This window comes from Capnocytophaga sputigena (assembly GCF_900446695.1).
Taxonomy (GTDB): domain Bacteria; phylum Bacteroidota; class Bacteroidia; order Flavobacteriales; family Flavobacteriaceae; genus Capnocytophaga; species Capnocytophaga sputigena.
The window spans coordinates 167,991-190,747 of sequence record NZ_UAVP01000003.1; the positions used below are offsets into that span (position 1 = coordinate 167,991).

The following is a 22,757-nucleotide window of genomic DNA, read 5'->3' on the forward strand; positions in this document are numbered from 1 at the left end:
TAGTCATTAGTTGTTAGCAACTGAAATTAGTTTATTTTTTGTTTTCTTTCTTGTTCTAATACTCGCTCTAATTCTTTAAGTCCTTTTTCATTGACAAGTATCCTGAAAAAGTACTCTAAAATGGTATAGATAGTTTCCCAGAAGGGAAATTCTCTTTCAGGGAAAGTATGTGTTATGGAACGGAGACGTTGTACACTAGTATAGAAAACTTTATAGAAGTTCACATTGATATCTTTTCTAAAAAGACCTTCTTGCCAACCCTTTTCTAAGAGTTTATCTATAAAAAGTGCATCAGTTTTAGCAAACTCGCCTTCCATACGTTCGTATGTTTTAGGATAGTATTTTTGTAGCTCCCAAATAGGGCGGTCGCTATTGATGTTAAAAACTTCCTGAACCTTTTTTTGGTTGCGGTATACATTTTCTATCACAGAACCTTCTCCTTGTACAAAAGTATCTGCATTTTTACAACTGATCTCTAAAGCGTAATCTAATGTAGCTTCTACCAAGTCGTTTTTAGAGGGAAAATACTCATAAAGTGTCTTTTTAGACATCCCCATTTTGTTAGCCAAATCATCCATAGTAAAGGTTTTAAACCCGTACTGCATAAAGTCATTTAAAGCGCGCTTTACAATATCCTCTTTCATACTATATTAATTTGTTGATTTACTGATTTATTAATCATCTTGTTTTCGGGGGCAAAGATACAATGAAAAAACTTAATAAACAAAAAAAGTTTCCTTTATTTTAGATAAGAAGTAAGAGGTAAAGGGTAAGATTGTTTTACTTAAAGGCTTAAGAAGGTAAATCCTACGCCTACAACTGTTTGTTTATAATTATAATCGATAAGGGAATCGCCATAACCGTGGGATGCCTGCAAGAGAATACGAAGATCGCGACTGAGCGGGTATATCCAGTTCAGCTCTACGTGTCCACGATTATTATTAAAATTTAAATTATTCCTCACTCTCAAATTAAAAACATTTTTACGGAAGGGGTAAGCAATGCTCAATTCACAACGTCCTATATAATTCTCAATATCGGGATTGTCATCTTCTCTTGCCTTTTCTGAGAAACGCCACCAGAAACGGCTATTAACCATTAAATCATTCCATAGGAAAATACCTGATAAAATAATCCTGTTCCAACTGCGGGAATGTGCCGCTTCTTTACCATTTGACTGGTGATTTACGGATAAGCCTATCATTTTCATTTTTAGGTTCCCTGCTGAGAAGTTGAGTGGATAGGTAAAGATGAGTTCGGGTTCATAATTCAATTCTCTAAATGGACGTGAGAGTTCGCCATTATACATCTGCCAATAGGATTGTTGAGTAAAAGCAACCCAGACATCGCCTTTACCAAAAGCGTCTTGCATAATTTTAGCTTTTAGGCTTACTTGAAATTTTGTTTCTATGTGTTGATAATCTCTCCATTCAGGTATTGGACGATTAGGGTTAAGACTTACAGGTTGTTCTGTGGGTTTATCAGTAAAACGGAAAGGCATTACATACATAGGGAGGTATTCTACGAGTTTAAAAGTACCGCGTTGGTCTTCGCGGTCGAGTTCCCACATTTTTGACAAAGTGCGTTCTAATTGCGCTTTTCTATAAGCTTTCTGATCTACTTTAGGGAGTTCCTGTAGAGAATCTTTTATTGTATCTTGGGAAAAAATAAAAGGTGATGCTGCTAAAAATAGTATAAATAAGGAGTGTTTCATTATTCTGTTCTTTGTTTTGCGGGTGCAAAGGTACTGACAAAAAACTTTATAAACAAAAAAAGTTTTCTAAAATAAAAAGGGAGACTTGCTCTTTAAAACAAAATAACGCAGAGCGGAAACTCTGCGTTATTTCGAACATAAATTTTAATACAAAATGAAACAAATTCTCGTGATCACGACAGGATTCGAACCTGTGACCGTCTGCTTAGAAGGCAGATGCTCTATCCAGCTGAGCTACGTGACCCTATATTTCAAAAAAAATATTTCAAAAATGTCACTAAAAGGAACATTAATGAAATATTTTATTGTCGGGGCGGCAGGATTCGAACCTGCGACCTCCTGGTCCCAAACCAGGCGCGATGACCGGACTACGCTACGCCCCGATAAACTTATCTAATGAGTACATTTAGATGCGGAGAGACTGGGACTCGAACCCAGGCGACGGTTACCCGCCGACAGATTAGCAATCTGCTCCGTTACCACTCCGGCACCTCTCCGTTTATGTATATGAACTTATTATTTCTGTTTTGCGGTTGCAAAGGTATAACGATTTTTCATTTCTTGCAAGTTTTTCGCAAACTTTTTTTAATATTTTTTATAAAATATTTAGTAAACAGTTATTTATCAAATACATAGTATTTATATATTTTTATTTTAGAAAGAATATATCACTTATTTTTCTATACCTTTTCTCTTCCAAAATTGTACTTCGTCATTTATTTTATATTGAATGTAGAAGATACCAAACAGCAAGGTGAAATACCAATTTCTAAATTGTATAATTTTACTCTTCTTTTCAATCTGTTCTTGTAAAAAAAATAGTATTACTATTGTCCAAATAATCAGTGAGAAAATACTAATAATATACAATATATTTAGATTTCCAATTTGGGAATTATTCCAATCGGTAATACCTATAAAGTTAAAGCGCAGGTGGTATAGATATAAATATACCAATACTATCCAGAAGTATTTGGTGTTGATATTGTATTGTTTGTATTTTTTCATTATCCAAATAGGTACATAAGCACCTAATGAGAATACGCTTACCAGCAACAATACCCATATATTCATATCGTAACGTGGTGCTTTATCTGTTTCTAAAAAATAAGCTACCAACCCATAGAAAAAATAAATACCTGAAGCATATCCAAAAAAGTAAAAAAACTCTAAACCTTTTAGGTTTAATGGATATATATTTACTACTAAGCTTATTATGGATAAAAAAATATTAACAGCAAATAGTTGATAACTCATTCGTTTCCAATCGCTTCTATTTTTAATTAGATAGTAGATTAAAAATGCATATAGAAAAGTTCGATAGCTAAAAAATAGCTTTAGAAAGACTTCTTTATAATCAATGTATTCTAACATAATAAAGTTTTTTTTTAAAAAAACTCCAAGCAATTGTGTTACTTGGAGTTTTTAGATATTTGTTTAAATTTGTAAGTACTGATTAAATATCAATAGCTTCACCATAAGCAGCGGCTACAGCTTCTTTTACGCCTTCGCTCATAGTAGGGTGAGGGTGCACAGCTTTGATAATTTCGTGACCTGTAGTTTCTAACTTGCGGGCTACTACGGCTTCAGCAATCATATCGGTAACACCAGCTCCAATCATATGGCAGCCTAACCATTCACCATATTTAGCATCGAAGATTACTTTGATGAAACCTTCGGTAGTTCCTGCGGCATTAGCTTTACCAGAGGCTGTGAATGGGAATTTACCTACTTTTATTTCATAGCCTTTTTCTTTAGCTTGTTTTTCAGTAAGACCTACTGAAGCTATTTCAGGAGTACAATAAGTACAACCAGGTATGTTGCCATAGTTAAGAGGTTCTACGTGCATACCTTTGATTTTTTCTACACAGATGATACCTTCAGCAGAAGCTACGTGTGCTAAGGCTTGTCCTGGTACTACGTCACCAATAGCATAATAACCAGGAACGTTAGTTTGATAGAATTCATTTACTTGAATTTTATCACGTTCAGTTTTGATACCAACTGCTTCTAAACCAATATTTTCTATATTCGTTTTGATACCTACAGCAGAGAGCAAAATATCAGCTTCGAGCACTTCTTCTCCTTTAGCAGTTTTCACGAATGCTTTTACACCTTTACCTGAAGTATCAACTTTGGTTACTTCTGCAGAAGTCATAATATTGATACCTGATTTTTTGAGGCTCTTTTCAAGTTGTTTTGAAATATCCTCATCTTCTACAGGAACTATATTAGGCATAAACTCTACAATAGTTACTTCGGTACCCATAGCATTGTAGAAGTAAGCGAACTCAATACCAATAGCACCACTACCTACTACAATCATTTTTTTAGGTTGCTCTGGAAGAGTAAGTGCTTGACGATAACCAATGATTTTTTTACCGTCTTGGGGAAGAGCAGGTAACTCACGTGAACGAGCTCCAGTAGCGATAATGATATGGTCGGCACTGTATTCAGTTACTTTACCATCTTTATCTTTTACATCTACTTTTTTACCTGGTTTAAGTGTACCATAGCCCATAATAACATCTATTTTGTTCTTTTTCATTAAGAACTGTACACCTTTGCTCATTGTAGATGCTACATCGCGGCTACGTTTGATTACTGCAGAAAAGTCTTTATCGAAAGACCCTTTTTTTACTGTAATACCATAATTTTCAGCGTGTTTTAAGTATTCAAATACTTGTGCTGATTTTAGCAAAGCTTTAGTAGGGATACAACCCCAGTTAAGGCAGATACCACCAAGATTTTCTTTTTCGATAACAGCGGTTTTAAAACCTAACTGAGAAGCGCGAATAGCAGTAACATAACCACCAGGACCACTTCCTAATACAATAACGTCGTATTTACTCATTTCTTTTAAAATTTATCAATTTTGATATTAGGCTACAAAGTTACAAATATTTTTTTGAATAGCCACCTATTATTTTCTTTTTTTTGATATTTTTCATTATTATTTATCCTTTAAATCTCTGAAAAATAGCTCATTGAGTTTATTCCCTAAGAAGCGAATTTTAGCATCACCTCCTAATTCAGCAAGCCAATACCCCTCACTATTTTTCAACAAATAGTAATTGGTATAAGGATCATCGTGACTACAAGATGGACGATACCCTGTGTAAATAGCCAATATTTCTACATTTTGATTCTTGATAAGTTTTCTCCTACCAAAATACAGATAGTTTTTATCTGCTAGAAGATTATTACCAATACTTTTTAGGGTAGAGATATCGTCATAACCTTTGAAAATAATAAGTTTTTCTTTATCGTCCCAAATATCATAATAGTAAACATTATTTTTATCTTTATAGAAGATACTGGTTAGCTTCTCAAAAGTAGCAGTATCTACATTCTGAGGGGTTGTTCCTATGTATATAGTATTATTTGCCTTATACAAATCCTCATAAAATAGTTTTTCTTCTTTAATTCGTCTATTACGCAATGTATTAATAATAACTGTATTCCCCTCTTTTACTTGTTGCACTTGTTCCTGAGTAAGATTTTTAACAAGCAAATCTTCAAAAGGAAAAAACAACTGATTCTCATAAAGGATTACATCATTTTCATTGATATAGAAAAGATTTTCTCCATACACAGGTTGTTTTGTACAATCAATAGGATATTTCCGAAGTCCATCATATATACCATTTTTGTCATACACATAAAATTGATTATTAGGAAATCCGCCAAAAGTAACTGGGTCATATTCTTGTATAGGCAAATTCCCTCTATAAACAATTTGCTCATCAGTAATATAACGATTAAAAACTTTTACTTTATTAAAATTTTCTTTTGGAATAGGGAGTCTAAAGTCTTTAGTATTGATAGGATTCTCATAGTAGATATAGTTTTTATCTATTAAGTAGCAATCACTTAAAGCCTTGAGGGTAGGAATATCAAGATAGTTAGGGAGTTCTTCAAAAGTTTTTTTATCATTACCACAATATCGCAATACATGTTTAGAAGTTTTTAAAATTAATGTTGTGAGTTGTTGTACTTTTTCTCCCCTGTATATCAGAGGCTTCCCCCTGAAATAAGTAGTATTTTTATCCGACAAAAGGTCGTAATAATATATACCTCGAATACTATTAGGGTCTGCTTCTTTTATTTTTTTGTCATAATAGTAGAGATGTTGTTTATCTTTATAATAATGATATGTTACTTGTTGAAAAGTAGCTGGATCAGAAACTTTAATTTCTTTGTTAGCAAAGAAAACTTTATGGTTTGTACGCCAAAAGTAGCCCTCATTATTATAAGTATATATTTTTTTAGGGAATTTTTCTTTCTGGCGACTCAAAATCTTAACCCCAAAAGTATCAGAAGTAACAAGTTTGTCTTCATAATAAACACCCTTTTTATCTATAGCCAATATATTTTCTCCCTTAACCTTAAAACTTGCTATATCGGGGATAAAAATCCTTCTACTATCACAAGTTTGGTATATTACATAATTCTTATTGATTATATATCCCTCAAAATACTTACAAGAAGTTCTCCATTTTTTTTCTATCACTAAATGTTTATCTGCATACGCATCAAACACATAGAGTGTATCTTGTTGTGCTAAAAGGTTTTTCTGAAAGCAAAGAAACAATGACAGTAAAATAAGCTGTTTCATAACTATAGATTTTTAGTGAGTAACTCTACAATCTTATTATTAGGAAAAAATTCTTTTAAAACTACTTTCAGTACGGTGTAGGCTGGGATAGCCACTACCATTCCTACCATACCGAAAAGTGTGCCACTGATAAGCGTGATGAGAAAAATCTCCAAGGCAGTAGATTTTACGGAGTTCGAAAATATAAGAGGTTGCGAGAAAACATTGTCTACTAACTGTCCTATTAAGAAACCTACCAATACATAAATAGTTGTAGGCAGACTAACACTCATAAAATCGTTTTGCAGATTACTGCTCATTGTGAGGAGAGCCATTAATACAAAGCCTATCATTGGTCCTACGTAAGGAATAAGGTTGAGCAATGCACAAAGTAGTGCGATAATAAAAGCGTTCTCTACTCCAAAAATAAGCAATATAACAGTGTAGATCACAAAAAGTATGGTGATTTGAAGTATCAATCCTACAAAATAACGCGATAAGAGGTTGTTTATTTTAAAAATAGAGGTTTTGAGTTTTCGTTTTCTATGAGTAGAAAAGGTAGAAAGAAGGGCTATAAGAATTTTTTCACCATCTTTCATAAAGAAAAAGCTAATAAAGAGTACTGAAAATGCCCCCACTCCAAAATCACTAATAAAAGAGATAAAAGAATTAAGAAAGTTAGGTATGTCAATGAAATTTAACATTTCTTGTACTCCAAAAGAATAATCTTCTTTTTGAAGACCTACCTTACTGAGGGTTTGTTGAATAAGATTGTCTATATTAGTTTTGAGTAAATCGATATTAAGTCCTGATAGGTTCTTGCCTTGTGAAACAAGTAGTGGGATAAACAAGCTAAAAACACTTAAGGCTAACAAGATAAAAATTGTCATTGTAAGGATAACACAGACGGTTTTACTCTTTATTTTTAGTCTTTTATAGAAGAACTGAATAAGAGGTTTCCCCATTAGTGTCAGTACCAATGATACTATGAGATAAATAATAATAGATTGTAGCAAGTAGAGTGTATAGAGCCCTAATACTACCAAAACAATGATTCCTACGGCACGGAGTATGCCATTTGCTATTTCTTTTGAGTTCATAATTAATTTATTGATAACCAAAATCCTCTCCGTCTTCATCTTGAAAAACGATAGGGGTTTGTTTTCTTATCCAATTTAAAAATTGTAAGAGAGTTTTTTCAATACTTGGAGGGTGTGCACTGATTTCTATAAAAATATAGTCCTCTTGATCTAAAAAGATACGTACACTATATGGCCAATCAGCTAGTGGAGGCTTACTCTCAATACCTTTTAGCCAATATTCGCCTCCTTTCATTAGATAGGAGCCTATTTGCATTGGATGATGTACATAAGTATCTAATGAAATAATCTGTTCTTTAATTTCTTCTTTATGCTTTTGATACCAAGTAGCATCTTCAAATATTACATAACCTTCTGCTGCCATAGTTAATGCGTGAAAAATGAAAAGCATACAATTTCTTTATTTGTCCAAGCTGATAGAATATCTATTTGACAAATAGTATTATTTTCTTCTTTCCAAAAAGAAGAATGTATCTCACTAATATCTTCATTGAGATAATTCTCAAATGATAATGTAATGACATTCTCAAAAAGGTACTCATATATTATATTTTGATAGTCTTTTAACGCTAATAGTAAAGTTCCTTTCTGATAGGATACATCTACTATCTGTGCATCACTCCAATTATTTTTGAGGATATCAAGCTCCATAATTGCTAATAAAACTATAATATGTTGCAAATATACTTCTTTTAGATTTATAGTTCCAAATTTTTAGTTAGTTTTTTATCTTTTACCATCTTAGCTAACAAGCGAAGAATCAATGTTAAATTTGCTAATTTGCTAATTATCTCTTACCTTTGCGCGGTGATTTTAGATAAGCCGTTATGCAAATACCTAACACTTTCAATATCAATACCAAAGCAAACATTTACCTCCCTATACACAGCGAAGAGGCTTTAGTTGAGGCTTTGCAACAACACAAAAATCCTTTTGTTTTAGGTGGAGGGAGCAATATGTTACTCACCCAAGATATCACACAACCTGTATTACATATTCTCCTGAAAGGTATTAGCATTGTAAAAGAAAATAATGATAATGTATGGATTAAAGCACAAGCAGGTGAAAACTGGCATCAGTTTGTGCAATATACCCTAACTCAAGGTTATGGTGGACTTGAAAACCTCTCACTCATCTATGGAAATGTAGGTACTACTCCTATACAAAACATTGGAGCTTATGGAGTTGAAATCAAAGATATAATGGAAAGTTGTGAAGCTATCAATGTTCACACTTTACAAAAACGCACTTTCACCAATGCTGAATGTAGTTTTGGCTATCGAGAATCTATCTTCAAAGGAAAAGAAAAAGGCAATTACATTATCTCAGCAGTTACTTTCAAACTCACCAAACGCAATCATCTTTTGCATACCGAATATGGGGCTATCCAACAGCTACTCACAGAAAGAGGGCTCTCCTCTCCTACTCCTAAACAACTCTCGGAAGTAATAATAAGCATACGCCAAAGCAAACTGCCTAATCCTGATACATTAGGGAACTGTGGTAGTTTTTTCAAAAATCCTATCATTTCAAAAACTAATTACGAAGAATTAAAAATTCAATATCCAGATATTCCTTCTTACCCTATTGATGAAACACAAGTGAAAGTGCCTGCAGGTTGGTTGATAGATCGCGCAGGGCTCAAAGGATATAGAAAGGGAGATGCAGGAGTACACAACTTACAAGCCTTAGTGCTTGTGAACTATGGAAAAGCTACAGGCAAAGAAATTTTAGCAGTAGCTCATTATGTACAAGCAACTGTACTCAAACAATTTGGCATTACCTTAGAATTTGAAGTAAATATTTTCTAATGAATATATCAATTGTCATACCACTACTCAATGAACAAGAATCGTTACCCGAACTTTATCAGTGGTTACATAAAGTACTTACTGAACATAGTTATTCCTACGAAATTATTTTTGTAGATGACGGTAGTACTGATAATTCTTGGCAGGTGATTGAAGAATTATCGGCTAAAGATAGTAACATAAAGGGTATTCGCTTTTTGCGCAACTACGGTAAATCACAAGCGCTTCACGCCGGCTTTAAACAAGCACAAGGAGATGTGGTGATCACTATGGATGCCGACCTGCAGGACAGTCCTGATGAGATTCCTGCTCTTTACAATATGATTACCCAAGAAGGGTATGACCTCGTATCAGGCTGGAAGAAAAAACGTTACGACTCAGTTTTAGCAAAGAACTTACCTTCTAAACTTTTCAATTGGGCAGCACGTAAAACCTCAGGTCTCACACTTCACGACTTTAATTGTGGGCTTAAAGCCTACAAACAAGAGGTTGTAAAGAATGTTGAAGTATCAGGAGAGATGCATCGCTATATTCCCGTATTAGCAAAGAATGCGGGGTTCAATCGTATTACTGAGAAAGTAGTGCAACATCAAGCTCGCAAATATGGTGTTACCAAATTTGGTATGAGTAGGTTTATCAACGGATTTTTAGACCTTATCACTATTAGTTTCTTGTCGCATTTTGGCAAACGACCAATGCATTTTTTTGGAGCATTGGGGGTACTGATGTTCTTTATAGGTTTCTTATTTTCAGCTTACCTTGGAATTGATAAATTATTTATCAACCCTAATGGTCGCCTTATTGCTGATAGACCTCAGTTTTATCTTGCACTTACTACTATGCTTATTGGTACACAGTTATTCATTGCTGGTTTTTTAGGAGAAATCATCTTAAAGACTAAGAGTAATGAAGAGAGGTATAAAATTAGAGAAAAAACAAATAACAAGTGACAAATTACGAATTACGAGTTACAAAAAAAATAGTAAATATAAATAAACTTAAATAACATCAGAATGAATCATCAATTAAAAATATTCAATTCTTTAACAGGAGAAAAAGAAGTTTTTGTACCCTTACACGAAAACAATGTAGGAATGTATGTATGTGGTCCTACTGTGTACAGCAATGTGCATTTAGGTAATGTACGCACCTTTATGTCATTTGATTTTATATATCGCACACTCAAGTTTTTAGGCTATAAAGTACGTTATGTGCGTAATATCACTGATGCAGGACATCTTACCGATGATGGCGATGTGAATAACGACCGCTTTGTGAAACAATCTCGTCTTGAAAAACTTGAACCTATGGAGATTGTACAAAAGTACACTGTAGATTTTCATAAAGTTTTAGAGATATTCAACTTACTGCCTCCTACCATTGAACCTACTGCTACAGGACATATACTAGAACAAATACAACTTACCGAAAAACTACTGAAAGATGGCTTTGCTTATGAAAGCAATGGTTCTGTATACTTTGATGTACTTGAATACAATAAACGCGGGCTCAACTATGGAGAACTTTCTCGTCGTAACATAGAAGAACTCTTTGCTAATACTCGAGATTTAGATGGGCAAGGAGAAAAACACAATCCTCAGGACTTTGCGCTTTGGAAAAAGGCTTCTCCAGCTCATATTATGCGCTGGGCGTCGCCTTGGGGTGATGGTTTTCCAGGTTGGCACTTAGAATGTACCGTGATGAGTACTAAATATCTTGGCAATCAGTTTGATATTCACGGAGGAGGTATGGATTTGAAATTCCCACACCACGAATGTGAAATTGCACAAGGAAAAGCAGGACACGGAGAAAGTCCCGTTCGTTATTGGATGCACGCTAATATGCTCACTATGAATGGACAACGTATGAGTAAATCTACTGGTAATTATATATTGCCAATGCAACTCATCAGTGGAGAGAATAGTTTCTTTGAAAAACCTTTTGCTCCTGCTGTGATACGCTTCTGCTTTATGCAAGCCCACTACCGCAGTGTGCTTGACATTTCTAATGAGGCAATGCTTGCTGCTGAAAAAGGCTTCTCAAGGCTTATGGAAGCTGTAAAAACATTGAATGAAATGTCTACCGATTTAGAACACCCAGGTCCCCTTTCGTATGAAATTGATCAATGGAAACAAAAATGCTATGATGCCCTTTTAGACGATTTCAATTCACCTATTCTCATAGCTCATCTTTTTGAAATGGTAAAATGGATAAATAGTGATGAGAAGATTTCGGTAGATGAGCTCAACGAACTGAAAACTCTAATGAATGCTTTTGTTTTTGATGTTTTAGGTCTACAAAGTGAGCAACAAACTGTTAATAACAACGACAAACTCGATGGAGTGCTCCAATTGCTTATTAATATGCGAATGGAAGCTCGTGCTAATAAAGATTGGGCGCTTTCTGACAAGATTAGAGATGAACTCCTTGCAATGGGTATCCAACTCAAAGATGGTAAGGAAGGAACAAGTTACATTGTAAATTAAAAAGAATCTTTAAGCTAACTGCTATGTACAAGTTATTCATACGTCCGTTACTTTTTAGTCTCGACCCCGAGAAGGCACATCACTTTACTTTCAAATATTTGAAGTTGATACACAAAATACCTTTTGTACCCTCTCTCATTCGGTTTATCTATCAAGTAGAACATCCTTCTTTGCACCGAGAAGTTTTTGGATTACACTTCAAAAACCCTGTGGGATTAGCAGCTGGGCTCGACAAGGACGCTACTTTATACCAAGAGTTATCCAACTTAGGCTTTGGTTTTATAGAAATAGGTACCATCACTCCTAAACCACAACCAGGAAACCCCCAAAAACGACTTTTTCGCCTTATAGACGATCAAGGAATTATCAATCGTATGGGGTTTAATAATGAAGGAGTAGTAGCGGCTGTAGAGAGACTCAAAAAAAACAAAGGTGTATTAATAGGAGGCAACATAGGGAAGAATAAAATTACTCCTAATGAGGAAGCTGTAAATGATTATCTCATTTGTTTTGAACAGCTTTTTGATTATGTGGATTATTTTGTAGTGAATGTGAGCTCTCCGAATACCCCTAACTTACGTTCATTACAAGAAAAAGAACCTCTTAAGCAGTTGTTAAACACCCTCCAAGATAAGAATTTAGCCAAAGAAAACTCCAAACCTATTCTCTTAAAAATTGCTCCAGATCTCACTGATGAACAACTATTAGACATCATAGAAATTGTAAAAGAAACAAATATTGCTGGAGTAATTGCAACCAACACAACTATTAACAGAGATGGATTACTATCCAATAACAAGAAAGAAACTGGCGGACTTAGTGGGAAACCACTTAAAAATCGTGCTACGGAAGTAATTCGCTTTTTAAGTGAGAAAAGCGGAAAAGCCTTTCCAATCATAGGTGTAGGAGGTATTTTTAGTGAAGAGGATGCTATTGAAAAATTAGAAGCAGGAGCTTCATTAGTACAACTTTACACTGGATTTATCTACGAAGGAGCGGGACTTATAAAGCGTATTAATAAAAAACTTATAAAAAAGAACCACGCCTTATAAAATAGGGCGTGGTTTTAATTAAACAATTGTTGAAATGTGTAGTGTTGCGGTTACACGAAAATTTTTTATTTATTTTTCAATAAATCTCTAATTTCAGCCAATAGTTCTTCCTGAGTAGGACCAGCAGGAGCTGCTGGAGCTTCTTCTTCTTTTTTCTTCAATTTGTTAATACCTTTTACAAGCATAAATAATACAAAAGCAATACACAAGAAGTTGATTACAGCAGCTAAAAACTTACCATAAGCTACTCCATTCCATACCAAGCCTTCTAAATTTGCAGCACCTGTAGCTTTCAAAGCAGGTGTTAACAACAAAGGTGTAATAACATCAGTTACTAATGATGAGACAATAGCACCAAAAGCACCCCCTATGATAACCCCAATGGCTAAATCTACTACGTTGCCTTTTACTGCAAACTCTTTAAATTCTTTTAAAAATCCCATAATAATTCAATTTTTAAGTTAAAAAAAATGATTTGTTTTTATTCTGGGGGCAAAAATAATACTTTTTTCTGAAATAAAAAAAGAAAAGGGACGAATTTCACAACTGTCCCTTTTCATCACTAACTAAAAAACTCAATCACTATGACGGTTAAGTATAACTTTTTAAACTGTCATACTAAATATTTTGGTGTTAGGCATTTTGCGTTGTAAATGTAAATCAAAAGCCATACATATATTTCTAATAAAAGGTTTACCTGCATCAGGAACTTCTATATGATTATTTGCTATATGCAACAATCCATCATTTTGCATTTCCTGCAAGTGCATTATTACTTCATTTATTTCAGGAAATTGAAGTGCCTCATCACTCCAAGAGGTCTCAAACTGACACATTAGATTAAGAATATGACGCCTTATAATCAAATCTTCTTTATTAAGGATATGTCCTTTACAAACAGGGATTTCATTCTTTTCAAGACGTGCATAATAGTCGTCTAAATCTTTTTCATTCTGTGCAAAACCATACCAACTATCACTGATAGACGACATTCCTAAACCTATCATCACTTGGGTTTTAGAGGCTGTATACCCCATAAAGTTACGATGCAACTGTTTATTTTTAAATGCGTAGTACATACTATCAGCAGGTAAAGCAAAGTGATCCATCCCTATTTCTATATAGCCTGCCTCAAGTAGATGTTGTTTACCTACTTCATACAATTGACGCTTCACTTCTCCTGTAGGTAGATCTTCATCTTTAAAACCGCGTTGTCCACTACCTTTTATCCAAGGCACATGTGCATAACTATAGAAAGCTATACGATCTGGACGAAGGGTATTACTTTTATCAATAGTAAAGAGTACATCATCTAAGGTTTGAAATGGCAATCCAAAGACCAAATCATGGCTCACTGAGGTATAGCCGATAGTTCTGGCTTGTTCGGTAACACGCTGTACATTCTCAAAAGGTTGCAAACGATGAATGGCTTTTTGCACTTTAGGTGAATAATCTTGCACACCATAACTCACACGTTTGAAACCTAAATTGTAAAGTGTTTGTAAATGAGCTTCAGTGGTGTTATTAGGATGCCCTTCAAAGCTAAACTCATAGTTTTCTACTCTATCAGCTCGCTCAAAAATGCCTTCTATCAATCGGCGTAATTGAGAAGGTTGAAAAAAGGTAGGAGTACCACCTCCTAAATGTATTTCTTTAATACGAGGGCGTTCTTTCAAAAAATCAGTATACAATTGCCACTCTTTGAGTACTGCTTCTATATAAGGTATTTCCATTTCGTGACGTTTGGTAATACGCTTATGACAACCACAAAAAGTACAAAGGCTCTCACAAAAAGGTAAATGAATGTAAAGACTAATACCTTCAGTACTATTACTCTCAGAATATGATTTGGATAAACTCTCTAACCATTTTTCAGTGGAAAAAGTACTACTATCCCAATAAGGAACAGTAGGGTAGCTAGTATAGCGAGGACCTGCTACATTGTATTTTTGAATGAGAGATATTGGCATTTTTGTTAAAAAAACGAGGCAAAGATATAAAAAAAAGTGAACAATGAAAAATGAAAAATGAAAAATAAATAGAATCAAAAATATAATCTTCTGAAAACCAACACTTCATATAGATTTTTGTATTTCTCCAAAGAAGTTTTCAAACTCTTTTTCATATAAACTTTCATCTTTGCACAAATCATTGGCAGCATATTGCATTTTGGAAATAAATCCCGTACGCCTATCCATTTGGTAGAGTATTGATGCTATTCCTTCAATAGTCTGATATTTTTCTAACCAATGTTCTGCTATGATATATTTGCTCAAATTCTGTGCTTTTTCACTTAACAAGAGTTGATGTTTTTGTAAAGAGTTGTAAAAACGTTGGGCATATTGTTCTAAAGATATAGTAGAATATTCTTTCCAATGTTTAGCAAGAAAGTAATCGTAGTAAATATCTACTAAAACTCCTGCATAATGATTATATGTAGGCACTAGGCGATGTTTACTTTGTCGGAAAATAGGATGCGCATCAGTGAATGTATCAATTTTGCGATGTAATAAAATACCCCGTTGCATTGCTTCGGGGTATTGTAAGTATTCTTTACCTCGTACGGTATCGGCAATAAAGTTACCAATGGTAAGTAATTCATCACCTTCTCCTGAGAGATAAATATGGGCTAAAAAATTCATTATAGAAAGTCTTTTACTTTAAATAATGCTTCGGCAATACCTTCAGGTTTTTTACCTCCTGCAGTGGCGAAGAATGGTTGACCACCTCCACCTCCGTGAATGTATTTACCTAATTCGCGTACTATTTTGCCAGCGTCTAAACCTTTAGCTTGAGCTAATTCTTTATTGATATAACACAATAAGAGTGCTTTACCCTCTTCGTGAGCTGAAGCAAAGAATACAAAAGCATCTTTCACCTCATTACCTAATTCAAAAGCAAGGTCTTTAAGTGTTGCTACCTCAGCATCTACTTGCTTGATAAGGCATTGAATAGCATTAATTTCTGTAAATTCAGCTTTGAGATTAGCTTTGAGTTGTTTAGCTTGTTCTTTTTTCAGTTGTTCCAATTCTCTGTGCAAAGCTGCATTTTCTTCTTGTAAATGTGTGATAGCTTTCACAGGGTCTTGTGTATTTTTAACTGTTTCTTTGATTCGCTCTACCAGCTGTTCTTGTTCAATGAAATACTGCATAGCTCCTCCACGAGTGATTGCCTCAATACGACGAATACCTGCTGCTACGGCTCCTTCTGAGATAATTTTGAAAAACCAAATATCACCTGTATTTTTCACGTGAGTACCCCCACAGAGTTCTTTACTATCTCCAAACTGAATCATACGTACACGGTCGCCATATTTTTCACCAAAGAGCGCCATAGCCCCTGATTCTACCGCTTGTTGGATAGGAATATTTCGGTGTTCTTGCAAAGGAATTTTCTCAAAAATACGTTTGTTTACCAAACGCTCTACTTCTTTAAGTTCATCAGAAGTGAGTTTAGCAAAGTGAGAGAAGTCGAAACGCAAAGCTTCAGGGGCTACACGTGAACCTTTTTGCTCTACGTGTGTGCCTAATACCTCACGCAAAGCTTGATGTAACAAGTGTGTCGCACTGTGGTTGGCTTCTGCCATTTCACGAGCTACTAGATGTACTTCGGCTTTGAATGGGTCGTTGAGTTCAGTAGGAAGATGCTCTGCTATGTGAATGATGAGGTTGTTTTCTTTTTTAGTATCTAAAATATAAATAAGTTCACCATTAGCAGCTTGTAATGTACCTTTATCGCCTACTTGCCCTCCCCCTTCAGGATAAAAAGGCGTGGTATTGAATACTAACTGGAAGTGTGTACCATCTTTCTGACTTTCTACACGGCGATATTTCACTAAACGCACTACAGCCTCTAAGGTGTCATACCCTATAAACTCTTCTTCATCGTCGTCACGAAGCACTACCCAATCATCAGTTTTTACTTGAGCAGCCGCACGCGAACGTTCTTTTTGTTTTTGTAATTGTACTTCAAACCCTTCCTCATCCATAGTGAGCCCTTTTTCAGAAAGAATGAGTGCCGTTAAATCTTTAGGAAAACCATAAGTATCATACAATTCAAAGGCTTTACCACCTGACAGTTGCTTATCAGGACTATTTTGTATCATCACATCAAGCATCAACAAACCTTGTTCAAGAGTACGCAAGAAAGAAGCCTCTTCCTCTTTTATCACACTCATAATCAAGAATTGTTGTTTCTCTAATTCGGGGAAAGTAGCCCCCATTTGAGCGGCAAGGGTTTCTACTAATTTATAAATAAATGGTTCTTTTTGGTTTAAAAAAGTGAAACCATAACGAATAGCACGACGCAAGATACGGCGAATTACATAACCCGCTCCGTTGTTAGACGGTAGTTGACCATCGGCTATAGCAAAAGCTACTGCTCTAATATGATCTGAAATCACACGAATTGCAATATTTACCTGTTCTTGTTCAGGAGTTACACGACCATTACTATTATAATGACTTTTGGTAATCTCTTCTACTTTGTGAATAAGTGGAGTAAAGACATCGGTATCGTAGTTTGATTGTTTGTTTTGGAGTACCATACAGAGGCGCTCAAAACCCATCCCTGTATCTACATTGCGTGAAGGAAGTTTTTCAAGACTACCGTCAGCCTTGCGGTTGAACTCCATAAACACATTATTCCAAATCTCAATAACTTGAGGGTGGTCGTTATTCACCAAATCACGCCCTGCTACTTTAGCTTTTTCCTCATCTGAACGGATATCTACGTGAATTTCAGTACAAGGTCCACAAGGTCCTTGATCTCCCATTTCCCAAAAGTTATCCTTCTTATTTCCAAGCAAGATATGATCTTCAGCAATGCGTTCTTTCCAAATATCGAATGCTTCTTGGTCAAAAGGTACACCATCTTCTTCGCTGCCTTCAAAAACGGTTACATAGAGATTTTCTTTAGGAATCTTATATATTTCAGTTAGTAATTCCCAAGCCCAGCTAATGGCTTCTCTTTTGAAGTAATCACCAAATGACCAGTTGCCGAGCATCTCAAACATCGTATGGTGATACGTATCGCGACCTACTTCTTCCAAATCGTTATGTTTGCCTGATACACGCAAACATTTTTGAGTATCAGCTACACGTTTGTGTTTAGGTTTTGCGTGTCCTAAGAAAAACTCTTTAAACTGGTTCATACCTGCGTTAGTAAACATCAAGGTAGGGTCATTTTTGATTACCATAGGAGCTGAAGGAACAATGGTATGTCCTTTGCTTTCGAAGAATTTTAGGAATAGATTTCTTATTTCTTGTGAAGTCATATATTTTCGATTAACAGTTGATAATTAACTTTTTCAGGGCGCAAAAGTAACAATATTTTTTTCAATTAGCAAATTTGCTCATTTACTAATTATTCACTACTTTTGCCCTTATGATTTCAGAAAATATCCTACATACTTCTATAAGTCATCTACGCGGGGTGGGCGCTCAGCGAGCTGAACTCCTGAAAACGGAACTCGGTATTTATGAGTATCAAGATTTGTTGAACCTCTTCCCTAATAGGTATATCGACCGAACTAAGTTCTACAAAATCAATGAGCTACAAAACAATAATGCTGAGGTACAACTCGTGGGTAAAATAGTAAATCTACGTACTGTAGAGTCGGCTCATCAAAAAAGCAACCGCCTTGTCGCTACCTTTGTAGACGAGACAGGAACTATGGAACTCGTGTGGTTCAAAGGGCTAAAATGGTTGCGTGATTCTCTAAAAATCAACGAGCCTTATGTTATTTTTGGCAAGTTGAATTTCTTTGGAGGAACTTTTTCTATGCCTCACCCCGAAATGGATTTACTCAGCGAGTTCAAAAAAACAGGACATAACAGCATTCAGCCCGTTTATCCATCTACTGAAAAATTAGCTAAACGCAACATCACCAATAGAGTAATGCGCCAATTAGTACAAACTGTTTTTGAAGAAATAGGGTATAATTTCACAGAGAATCTACCCGATACAATACTCACTGCTATGAATCTCATTTCTAAGCAAGAGGCGATGTGTAATATTCATTTTCCTACCAACCAATCCTTGCTTACCAAAGCCTCTATACGATTGAAATTTGAAGAACTCTTTTATATACAAGTACAGTTAGTACGCAAAAATCTGTTACACAAACAGAAATTTCAAGGACAACCTTTCAAAAAAGTAGGTGATGCTTTTATGAACTTCTACAACTATCACCTCCCTTTTCCTCTCACCAATGCCCAAAAGCGAGCACTGAAAGAAATACGTGCTGATGTAGGCTCCAATGCCCAAATGAACCGTTTGTTACAAGGCGATGTTGGGTCTGGAAAAACAATTGTTGCTCTAATGACAATGCTTTTGGCAGTAGATAATCATTGTCAAGCTTGTTTAATGGCTCCTACCGAAATTCTCGCTAACCAGCATTATCAAACCATTAGTGAGTTGCTAAAAAACACTGGGATAACGGTTGCTCTACTCACAGGCTCCTCTAAAACAAAAGAACGCAGAATATTAGATGAACAATTACAATCTGGAGAACTTTCTATTCTCATAGGCACTCACGCTCTATTAGAAGAGAAGGTTCAATTTCAGAATTTAGGACTTGCTATTATTGATGAACAACACCGTTTCGGGGTAGAACAAAGAGCAAAACTATGGCGTAAAAACACTATACCTCCTCATATTTTGGTAATGACAGCTACTCCCATTCCGCGTACTTTAGCAATGAGTGTATATGGCGATTTAGATGTATCGGTAATTGATGAACTTCCTCCGGGGCGTAAACCTATCAAAACCTTACACCAATATGAAAACCGACGTGCAGAGACTTATGAATTTATCAAAAGAGAAATAGATAAAGGCAGGCAGGCTTATGTGGTATATCCTCTCATAGAAGAATCAGAAGCTCTAGATTTTAAGAATCTTACTGAAGGTTATGAGTATATCACAGCAAGTTTCCCATTACCCAAATACAAAGTATCGATTGTGCACGGCAAACTTAAACCCGCTGAAAAAGATGCTGAAATGGAGCGTTTCCTGCGCAATGAAACACAAATAATGGTAGCTACCACTGTAATAGAAGTAGGTGTAAATGTACCTAATGCTTCAGTAATGGTAATTGAAAGTGCTGAACGTTTTGGTCTTTCACAACTACACCAATTGCGCGGGCGTGTAGGCCGTGGTAGTGAACAGAGTTATTGCATATTGCTCACAGGTAACAAAATGAGTAACGAAACTCGCATCCGTATGGAAACAATGGTGCGCACTAATGATGGTTTCGAAATTGCTGAAGTAGATCTTAAACTGCGAGGTCCTGGCGACCTGATGGGAACTCAACAAAGTGGAGTGCTTGCCTTAAAAATAGCCGATCTCGTGAAAGACCAAGATATACTAAAAGCTGCTCGCTTTCAAGCTATCGACCTAGTCAAAGCTGACCCTAATTTAGAATTACCTCAAAACCAACGGGTTGCTTATACTCTTAATCAGTTACAACGACACAAGAATTTATGGACATATATTTCATAATCCTATAAAATAAATGAAAACATTCAGCATAAAAGAAACTACTGATAACTCATTTGAAGCACTAAAGATATTTGGAAATAGTTTACCTTATTAAAAAGAAAATGAACAAAATAAAAATTTGGATAGGTACTTTCGAAGGTACTAATGAGGAGTTTCAATCTTATTTTGATGAAGATAATAACTGCCTTTTTTGTAAAGATATTAACGAAGAAGAATATGACCCCGACTTTATAGGTATCATTCCTTTATTTGATAGGGTTTTAGATGTAGAATTCTTAGCAAAAGAAACACCTTTGGGAGCTAAAAATAGAACTTTATTAGTAGAAAAATGTAAAGAAATGGGTATTTATCAAGGGAATGCTGTTTTTTTCTATTCAGGAGATACTCGCGATATTGTAGAAGGTGAAATTTTTAATCAATTAGTATATGTAGGACAATATGATTTTAATAAGGAACCTATTAAAATAGAAGAAATTACAAGAGGAAATATTATAGTATCTTACAAAGGTAATTACTATAAAATTTTAGGAGAAGGATTGTTGTTATCAGCAAAAAACATTTACAGTTATGTTATTTATCGCAATTCAATAGATAATACCCTCTCTTATATAGAACAAGAAGAAATATTACAAGCTATTATAGATTATTTTTCAAAGCAAGGACAAAAAATAATAGTTGAATAGTGCAATGAATGTAGATAAATATACACCATTTAAAGACTTTGGCTTCTATTTAATAGTAGCCCTCTTATTATTGCTCACCAGTTATATAACACTCTTTCCTTATCTGCTACAATATGAGGAAAGTAACCATCCCTCAAAAAGAGCAATCTTGAGCAATAGTATTTTTGAGATAGTTTTTTTCTCTTATAACTTCTTGGAAAAGATTACTATTTATGCTCTACCATTGGCTTTTATCACCTCTTTGTTTTCAATAGCGACATTACTATCAATTTTAGCAAATCTGATAAAATATGTATACCATAAAAACAACTGATTTCTTTACAAGTAAAGGCATAAATAAAGTATTATACAACAAAACTTTTATTCAAACTATAGCCGATGTATGGTCTGAAAACGAAAATCTTTTAGCTATCTACCATACTCATTACAAGATAGAGTTTAGTTTTACTAAAAACAACACACTTCATTATGTAATGATTGAAGAAATAACTCCTCAAGAGCAAAAACAGTCTACTCAGTGTGAGTTTATTGACGATATAGCTATCTTTCAAAAGAGTTTAAACAATATTAAAACACTTTTTAAACTAACTTCTACTGATAACAACATTACTATAGATAAAGTTCTTATTCATTTTGAAGATGGAAAAGTAGATAGCTTGTACTATTTTCCTTATTCTGCAAGTATAACAAACACTGAAATTAGAACAACAGATGCACCACTGTAGGAGCTAATACAGCTGTAAAAATACCATTGAATATCATCCCCAAACTCGCATATACAGCATATTTTTCACTGAGGTTAAACGCTGCCATTATACCCAATGCGTGAGAAGCTGTACCTAAGGAAATGCCTTTTGCCATCGGACTCTTGATACGAAACCAATTGAGAAAAGTAATTCCAAAAATATTCCCCAAAAAGCCCGTAGTCATCACTGCCATCACGGTGATAGGCTCTATGCCGTGGAGCACACGTGATACTTCTAATGCAATAGGAGTTGTTACTGATTTTGGTGCTAAAGAAATAGCTATATCATTGGAAAGTCCTAACCATTTGGCTATTAGACACACTGTTATAATCCCTACTAAACTACCAGCAAACTGAGAAACTACTAACGGAATCAGTTGTTTTTTTATCTTAGAAAGTTGGAGATAAAGAGGCACTCCTAAGGCTACAATAGAAGGTTTGAGCCAAAAATCAATATACTGTCCTGCTTCTTCGTATTTTTCTGGAGATATTCCAAAAATAATAAGATATGAAACTAATACCAAAACTGTAATGAGTACAGGGTTTAAGAATACTGAATTATATTTTTTTTGTAGTAGCAATACCCCATAATAAAGAATAAAGGTAATACCTAATAATACTACTTGATTTTCTGCGAGTGCTTTCATTTTATTTGAGACGTTTACGGAAAAATTGATATATGTGACCAGTAACTACAATCACTACTACAGTACTGATAATGATGGAGATGAAGATAGCCCAAAAGTTTTCTCCTATCTGTTTAAAATAGGCCATAATGCCTATACTTGGAGGAACAAAAAAGAGACCTAAATTAGAAATTAGCAAATCGGAGAGGGCTTTAATTGATTGCAGTTTTATCCATCCGAGTTGCAAAAATAAGGTGAGAAAAAGCATTCCAATGATACTAGAAGGAAAAGGAATGTGTGTAAGGGTTACAATCAATTCACCTATACCTAAACAGCCAAAAATAATAGCAAAATAACGTATTAACATAACTCTTCTACATTAAAAAACGGTGGCAAAATTACAACTTCTTTTTCTAAAGTGAATAAAAAAATGTGAAAAATTT

At 34.8% G+C, this 22,757-nt stretch carries 22 protein-coding genes and 3 tRNA genes; 8 read left to right on the forward strand and 17 right to left on the reverse strand.

What is annotated here, in order from left to right:
- Window positions 1-26 precede the first annotated feature (26 nt).
- From DR017_RS00950 to DR017_RS01000, 11 genes are all read right to left on the reverse strand, one after another.
- Window positions 27-644 (reverse strand): TetR/AcrR family transcriptional regulator, encoded by a 618-nt coding sequence (locus DR017_RS00950; protein ID WP_002681163.1) that lies wholly within the window; start codon window positions 642-644, stop codon window positions 27-29.
- Between the two features lie 140 nt (window positions 645-784).
- Window positions 785-1,717 carry a phospholipase A gene (locus DR017_RS00955; RefSeq protein ID WP_172458393.1) on the reverse strand — a complete coding sequence of 311 codons (933 nt, stop codon included), beginning with the start codon at window positions 1,715-1,717 and terminating at the stop codon, window positions 785-787.
- A 167-nt stretch (window positions 1,718-1,884) separates the two neighbouring features.
- Window positions 1,885-1,958: transfer RNA gene (locus DR017_RS00960), tRNA-Arg, on the reverse strand.
- Window positions 1,959-2,022: 64 nt separating this feature from the next.
- Window positions 2,023-2,097, reverse strand: a tRNA-Pro gene (locus DR017_RS00965).
- A gap of 30 nt (window positions 2,098-2,127) precedes the next feature.
- A tRNA-Ser gene (locus DR017_RS00970) sits at window positions 2,128-2,211 on the reverse strand.
- A gap of 175 nt (window positions 2,212-2,386) precedes the next feature.
- The gene (locus tag DR017_RS00975) at window positions 2,387-3,088 is read right to left on the reverse strand and encodes a hypothetical protein (RefSeq protein ID WP_002681123.1); all 702 of its coding nucleotides are present in this window, start codon (window positions 3,086-3,088) and stop codon (window positions 2,387-2,389) included.
- Window positions 3,089-3,170: 82 nt separating this feature from the next.
- Window positions 3,171-4,568, reverse strand: a complete 1,398-nt coding sequence (gene lpdA / locus DR017_RS00980) for a dihydrolipoyl dehydrogenase (protein WP_002681140.1) — start codon at window positions 4,566-4,568, stop codon at window positions 3,171-3,173.
- Window positions 4,569-4,667: 99 nt separating this feature from the next.
- On the reverse strand, window positions 4,668-6,332 hold the full coding sequence (locus DR017_RS00985; protein ID WP_002681214.1) for a DKNYY domain-containing protein: 1,665 nt from the start codon (window positions 6,330-6,332) through the stop codon (window positions 4,668-4,670).
- A 2-nt stretch (window positions 6,333-6,334) separates the two neighbouring features.
- Window positions 6,335-7,411 (reverse strand): AI-2E family transporter, encoded by a 1,077-nt coding sequence (locus tag DR017_RS00990; protein ID WP_002681150.1) that lies wholly within the window; start codon window positions 7,409-7,411, stop codon window positions 6,335-6,337.
- 7 nt (window positions 7,412-7,418) lie between these two features.
- Window positions 7,419-7,775: a hypothetical protein gene (locus DR017_RS00995; protein WP_081450882.1), complete on the reverse strand. Its 357-nt coding sequence runs from the start codon at window positions 7,773-7,775 to the stop codon at window positions 7,419-7,421.
- A gap of 2 nt (window positions 7,776-7,777) precedes the next feature.
- Window positions 7,778-8,092 (reverse strand): hypothetical protein, encoded by a 315-nt coding sequence (locus DR017_RS01000; RefSeq protein WP_232501560.1) that lies wholly within the window; start codon window positions 8,090-8,092, stop codon window positions 7,778-7,780.
- A 146-nt stretch (window positions 8,093-8,238) separates the two neighbouring features.
- On the opposite strand from DR017_RS01000, the gene murB reads away from it, so the two are divergent.
- From murB to DR017_RS01020, 4 genes are all read left to right on the forward strand, one after another.
- Window positions 8,239-9,222, forward strand: a complete 984-nt coding sequence (murB, locus tag DR017_RS01005) for a UDP-N-acetylmuramate dehydrogenase (protein ID WP_002681216.1) — start codon at window positions 8,239-8,241, stop codon at window positions 9,220-9,222.
- Window positions 9,222-10,172 (forward strand): glycosyltransferase family 2 protein, encoded by a 951-nt coding sequence (locus DR017_RS01010; RefSeq protein WP_002681174.1) that lies wholly within the window; start codon window positions 9,222-9,224, stop codon window positions 10,170-10,172. The genes murB and DR017_RS01010 overlap by 1 nt, the downstream gene beginning before the upstream one ends.
- A gap of 63 nt (window positions 10,173-10,235) precedes the next feature.
- A complete protein-coding gene (cysS, locus tag DR017_RS01015) occupies window positions 10,236-11,708 on the forward strand; it encodes a cysteine--tRNA ligase (RefSeq protein WP_002681156.1) in 1,473 nt (490 codons plus the stop codon).
- A 23-nt stretch (window positions 11,709-11,731) separates the two neighbouring features.
- Window positions 11,732-12,760 carry a quinone-dependent dihydroorotate dehydrogenase gene (locus tag DR017_RS01020; RefSeq protein WP_002681188.1) on the forward strand — a complete coding sequence of 343 codons (1,029 nt, stop codon included), beginning with the start codon at window positions 11,732-11,734 and terminating at the stop codon, window positions 12,758-12,760.
- Between the two features lie 65 nt (window positions 12,761-12,825).
- On the opposite strand, the gene mscL is transcribed toward DR017_RS01020, so the two are convergent.
- The 4 genes from mscL to alaS form a co-directional block, all read right to left on the reverse strand.
- On the reverse strand, window positions 12,826-13,203 hold the full coding sequence (gene mscL, locus DR017_RS01025) for a large conductance mechanosensitive channel protein MscL (RefSeq protein ID WP_002681172.1): 378 nt from the start codon (window positions 13,201-13,203) through the stop codon (window positions 12,826-12,828).
- A 162-nt stretch (window positions 13,204-13,365) separates the two neighbouring features.
- On the reverse strand, window positions 13,366-14,730 hold the full coding sequence (gene hemN / locus DR017_RS01030) for an oxygen-independent coproporphyrinogen III oxidase (RefSeq protein ID WP_002681170.1): 1,365 nt from the start codon (window positions 14,728-14,730) through the stop codon (window positions 13,366-13,368).
- A 105-nt stretch (window positions 14,731-14,835) separates the two neighbouring features.
- A complete protein-coding gene (locus tag DR017_RS01035; RefSeq protein ID WP_002681192.1) occupies window positions 14,836-15,402 on the reverse strand; it encodes an acyl carrier protein phosphodiesterase in 567 nt (188 codons plus the stop codon).
- Entirely contained in the window at window positions 15,402-18,035 is a 2,634-nt protein-coding gene (gene alaS / locus DR017_RS01040; protein ID WP_002681212.1) for an alanine--tRNA ligase, read from the reverse strand. The genes DR017_RS01035 and alaS overlap by 1 nt, the downstream gene beginning before the upstream one ends.
- Before the next feature lie 110 nt (window positions 18,036-18,145).
- Here alaS and recG point away from each other — a divergent pair, with 110 nt between their 5' ends.
- From recG to DR017_RS01060, 4 genes are all read left to right on the forward strand, one after another.
- On the forward strand, window positions 18,146-20,260 hold the full coding sequence (gene recG, locus DR017_RS01045) for an ATP-dependent DNA helicase RecG (RefSeq protein ID WP_002681166.1): 2,115 nt from the start codon (window positions 18,146-18,148) through the stop codon (window positions 20,258-20,260).
- A 101-nt stretch (window positions 20,261-20,361) separates the two neighbouring features.
- Window positions 20,362-20,943 carry an Imm74 family immunity protein gene (locus tag DR017_RS01050; RefSeq protein WP_002681222.1) on the forward strand — a complete coding sequence of 194 codons (582 nt, stop codon included), beginning with the start codon at window positions 20,362-20,364 and terminating at the stop codon, window positions 20,941-20,943.
- A gap of 4 nt (window positions 20,944-20,947) precedes the next feature.
- A complete protein-coding gene (locus DR017_RS01055) occupies window positions 20,948-21,256 on the forward strand; it encodes a hypothetical protein (RefSeq protein WP_040361663.1) in 309 nt (102 codons plus the stop codon).
- Window positions 21,234-21,668 carry a hypothetical protein gene (locus DR017_RS01060; protein ID WP_002681141.1) on the forward strand — a complete coding sequence of 145 codons (435 nt, stop codon included), beginning with the start codon at window positions 21,234-21,236 and terminating at the stop codon, window positions 21,666-21,668. Before DR017_RS01055 ends, DR017_RS01060 begins: the two co-directional genes overlap by 23 nt.
- Here DR017_RS01060 and DR017_RS01065 read toward each other — a convergent pair.
- Both DR017_RS01065 and DR017_RS01070 read right to left on the reverse strand, forming a co-directional pair.
- A complete protein-coding gene (locus DR017_RS01065) occupies window positions 21,643-22,335 on the reverse strand; it encodes an LrgB family protein (protein WP_002681181.1) in 693 nt (230 codons plus the stop codon). The genes DR017_RS01060 and DR017_RS01065 overlap by 26 nt on opposite strands.
- 1 nt (window position 22,336) lies before the next feature.
- The gene (locus DR017_RS01070; RefSeq protein WP_002681205.1) at window positions 22,337-22,681 is read right to left on the reverse strand and encodes a CidA/LrgA family protein; all 345 of its coding nucleotides are present in this window, start codon (window positions 22,679-22,681) and stop codon (window positions 22,337-22,339) included.
- Window positions 22,682-22,757: the final 76 nt, after the last annotated feature.

Coding starts and splice junctions, on each gene's coding strand:
- DR017_RS00950 (WP_002681163.1), bottom strand. CDS start 644: ATGAAAGAGGATATTGTAAAGCGCGCTTTAAATGACTTTATGCAGTAC.
- DR017_RS00975 (WP_002681123.1), bottom strand. CDS start 3,088: ATGTTAGAATACATTGATTATAAAGAAGTCTTTCTAAAGCTATTTTTT.
- lpdA (WP_002681140.1), bottom strand. CDS start 4,568: ATGAGTAAATACGACGTTATTGTATTAGGAAGTGGTCCTGGTGGTTAT.
- DR017_RS00985 (WP_002681214.1), bottom strand. CDS start 6,332: ATGAAACAGCTTATTTTACTGTCATTGTTTCTTTGCTTTCAGAAAAAC.
- DR017_RS00990 (WP_002681150.1), bottom strand. CDS start 7,411: ATGAACTCAAAAGAAATAGCAAATGGCATACTCCGTGCCGTAGGAATC.
- DR017_RS00995 (WP_081450882.1), bottom strand. CDS start 7,775: ATGGCAGCAGAAGGTTATGTAATATTTGAAGATGCTACTTGGTATCAA.
- murB (WP_002681216.1), top strand. CDS start 8,239: ATGCAAATACCTAACACTTTCAATATCAATACCAAAGCAAACATTTAC.
- DR017_RS01010 (WP_002681174.1), top strand. CDS start 9,222: ATGAATATATCAATTGTCATACCACTACTCAATGAACAAGAATCGTTA.
- cysS (WP_002681156.1), top strand. CDS start 10,236: ATGAATCATCAATTAAAAATATTCAATTCTTTAACAGGAGAAAAAGAA.
- DR017_RS01020 (WP_002681188.1), top strand. CDS start 11,732: ATGTACAAGTTATTCATACGTCCGTTACTTTTTAGTCTCGACCCCGAG.
- mscL (WP_002681172.1), bottom strand. CDS start 13,203: ATGGGATTTTTAAAAGAATTTAAAGAGTTTGCAGTAAAAGGCAACGTA.
- hemN (WP_002681170.1), bottom strand. CDS start 14,730: ATGCCAATATCTCTCATTCAAAAATACAATGTAGCAGGTCCTCGCTAT.
- DR017_RS01035 (WP_002681192.1), bottom strand. CDS start 15,402: ATGAATTTTTTAGCCCATATTTATCTCTCAGGAGAAGGTGATGAATTA.
- alaS (WP_002681212.1), bottom strand. CDS start 18,035: ATGACTTCACAAGAAATAAGAAATCTATTCCTAAAATTCTTCGAAAGC.
- recG (WP_002681166.1), top strand. CDS start 18,146: ATGATTTCAGAAAATATCCTACATACTTCTATAAGTCATCTACGCGGG.
- DR017_RS01050 (WP_002681222.1), top strand. CDS start 20,362: ATGAACAAAATAAAAATTTGGATAGGTACTTTCGAAGGTACTAATGAG.
- DR017_RS01055 (WP_040361663.1), top strand. CDS start 20,948: ATGAATGTAGATAAATATACACCATTTAAAGACTTTGGCTTCTATTTA.
- DR017_RS01060 (WP_002681141.1), top strand. CDS start 21,234: ATGTATACCATAAAAACAACTGATTTCTTTACAAGTAAAGGCATAAAT.
- DR017_RS01065 (WP_002681181.1), bottom strand. CDS start 22,335: ATGAAAGCACTCGCAGAAAATCAAGTAGTATTATTAGGTATTACCTTT.
- DR017_RS01070 (WP_002681205.1), bottom strand. CDS start 22,681: ATGTTAATACGTTATTTTGCTATTATTTTTGGCTGTTTAGGTATAGGT.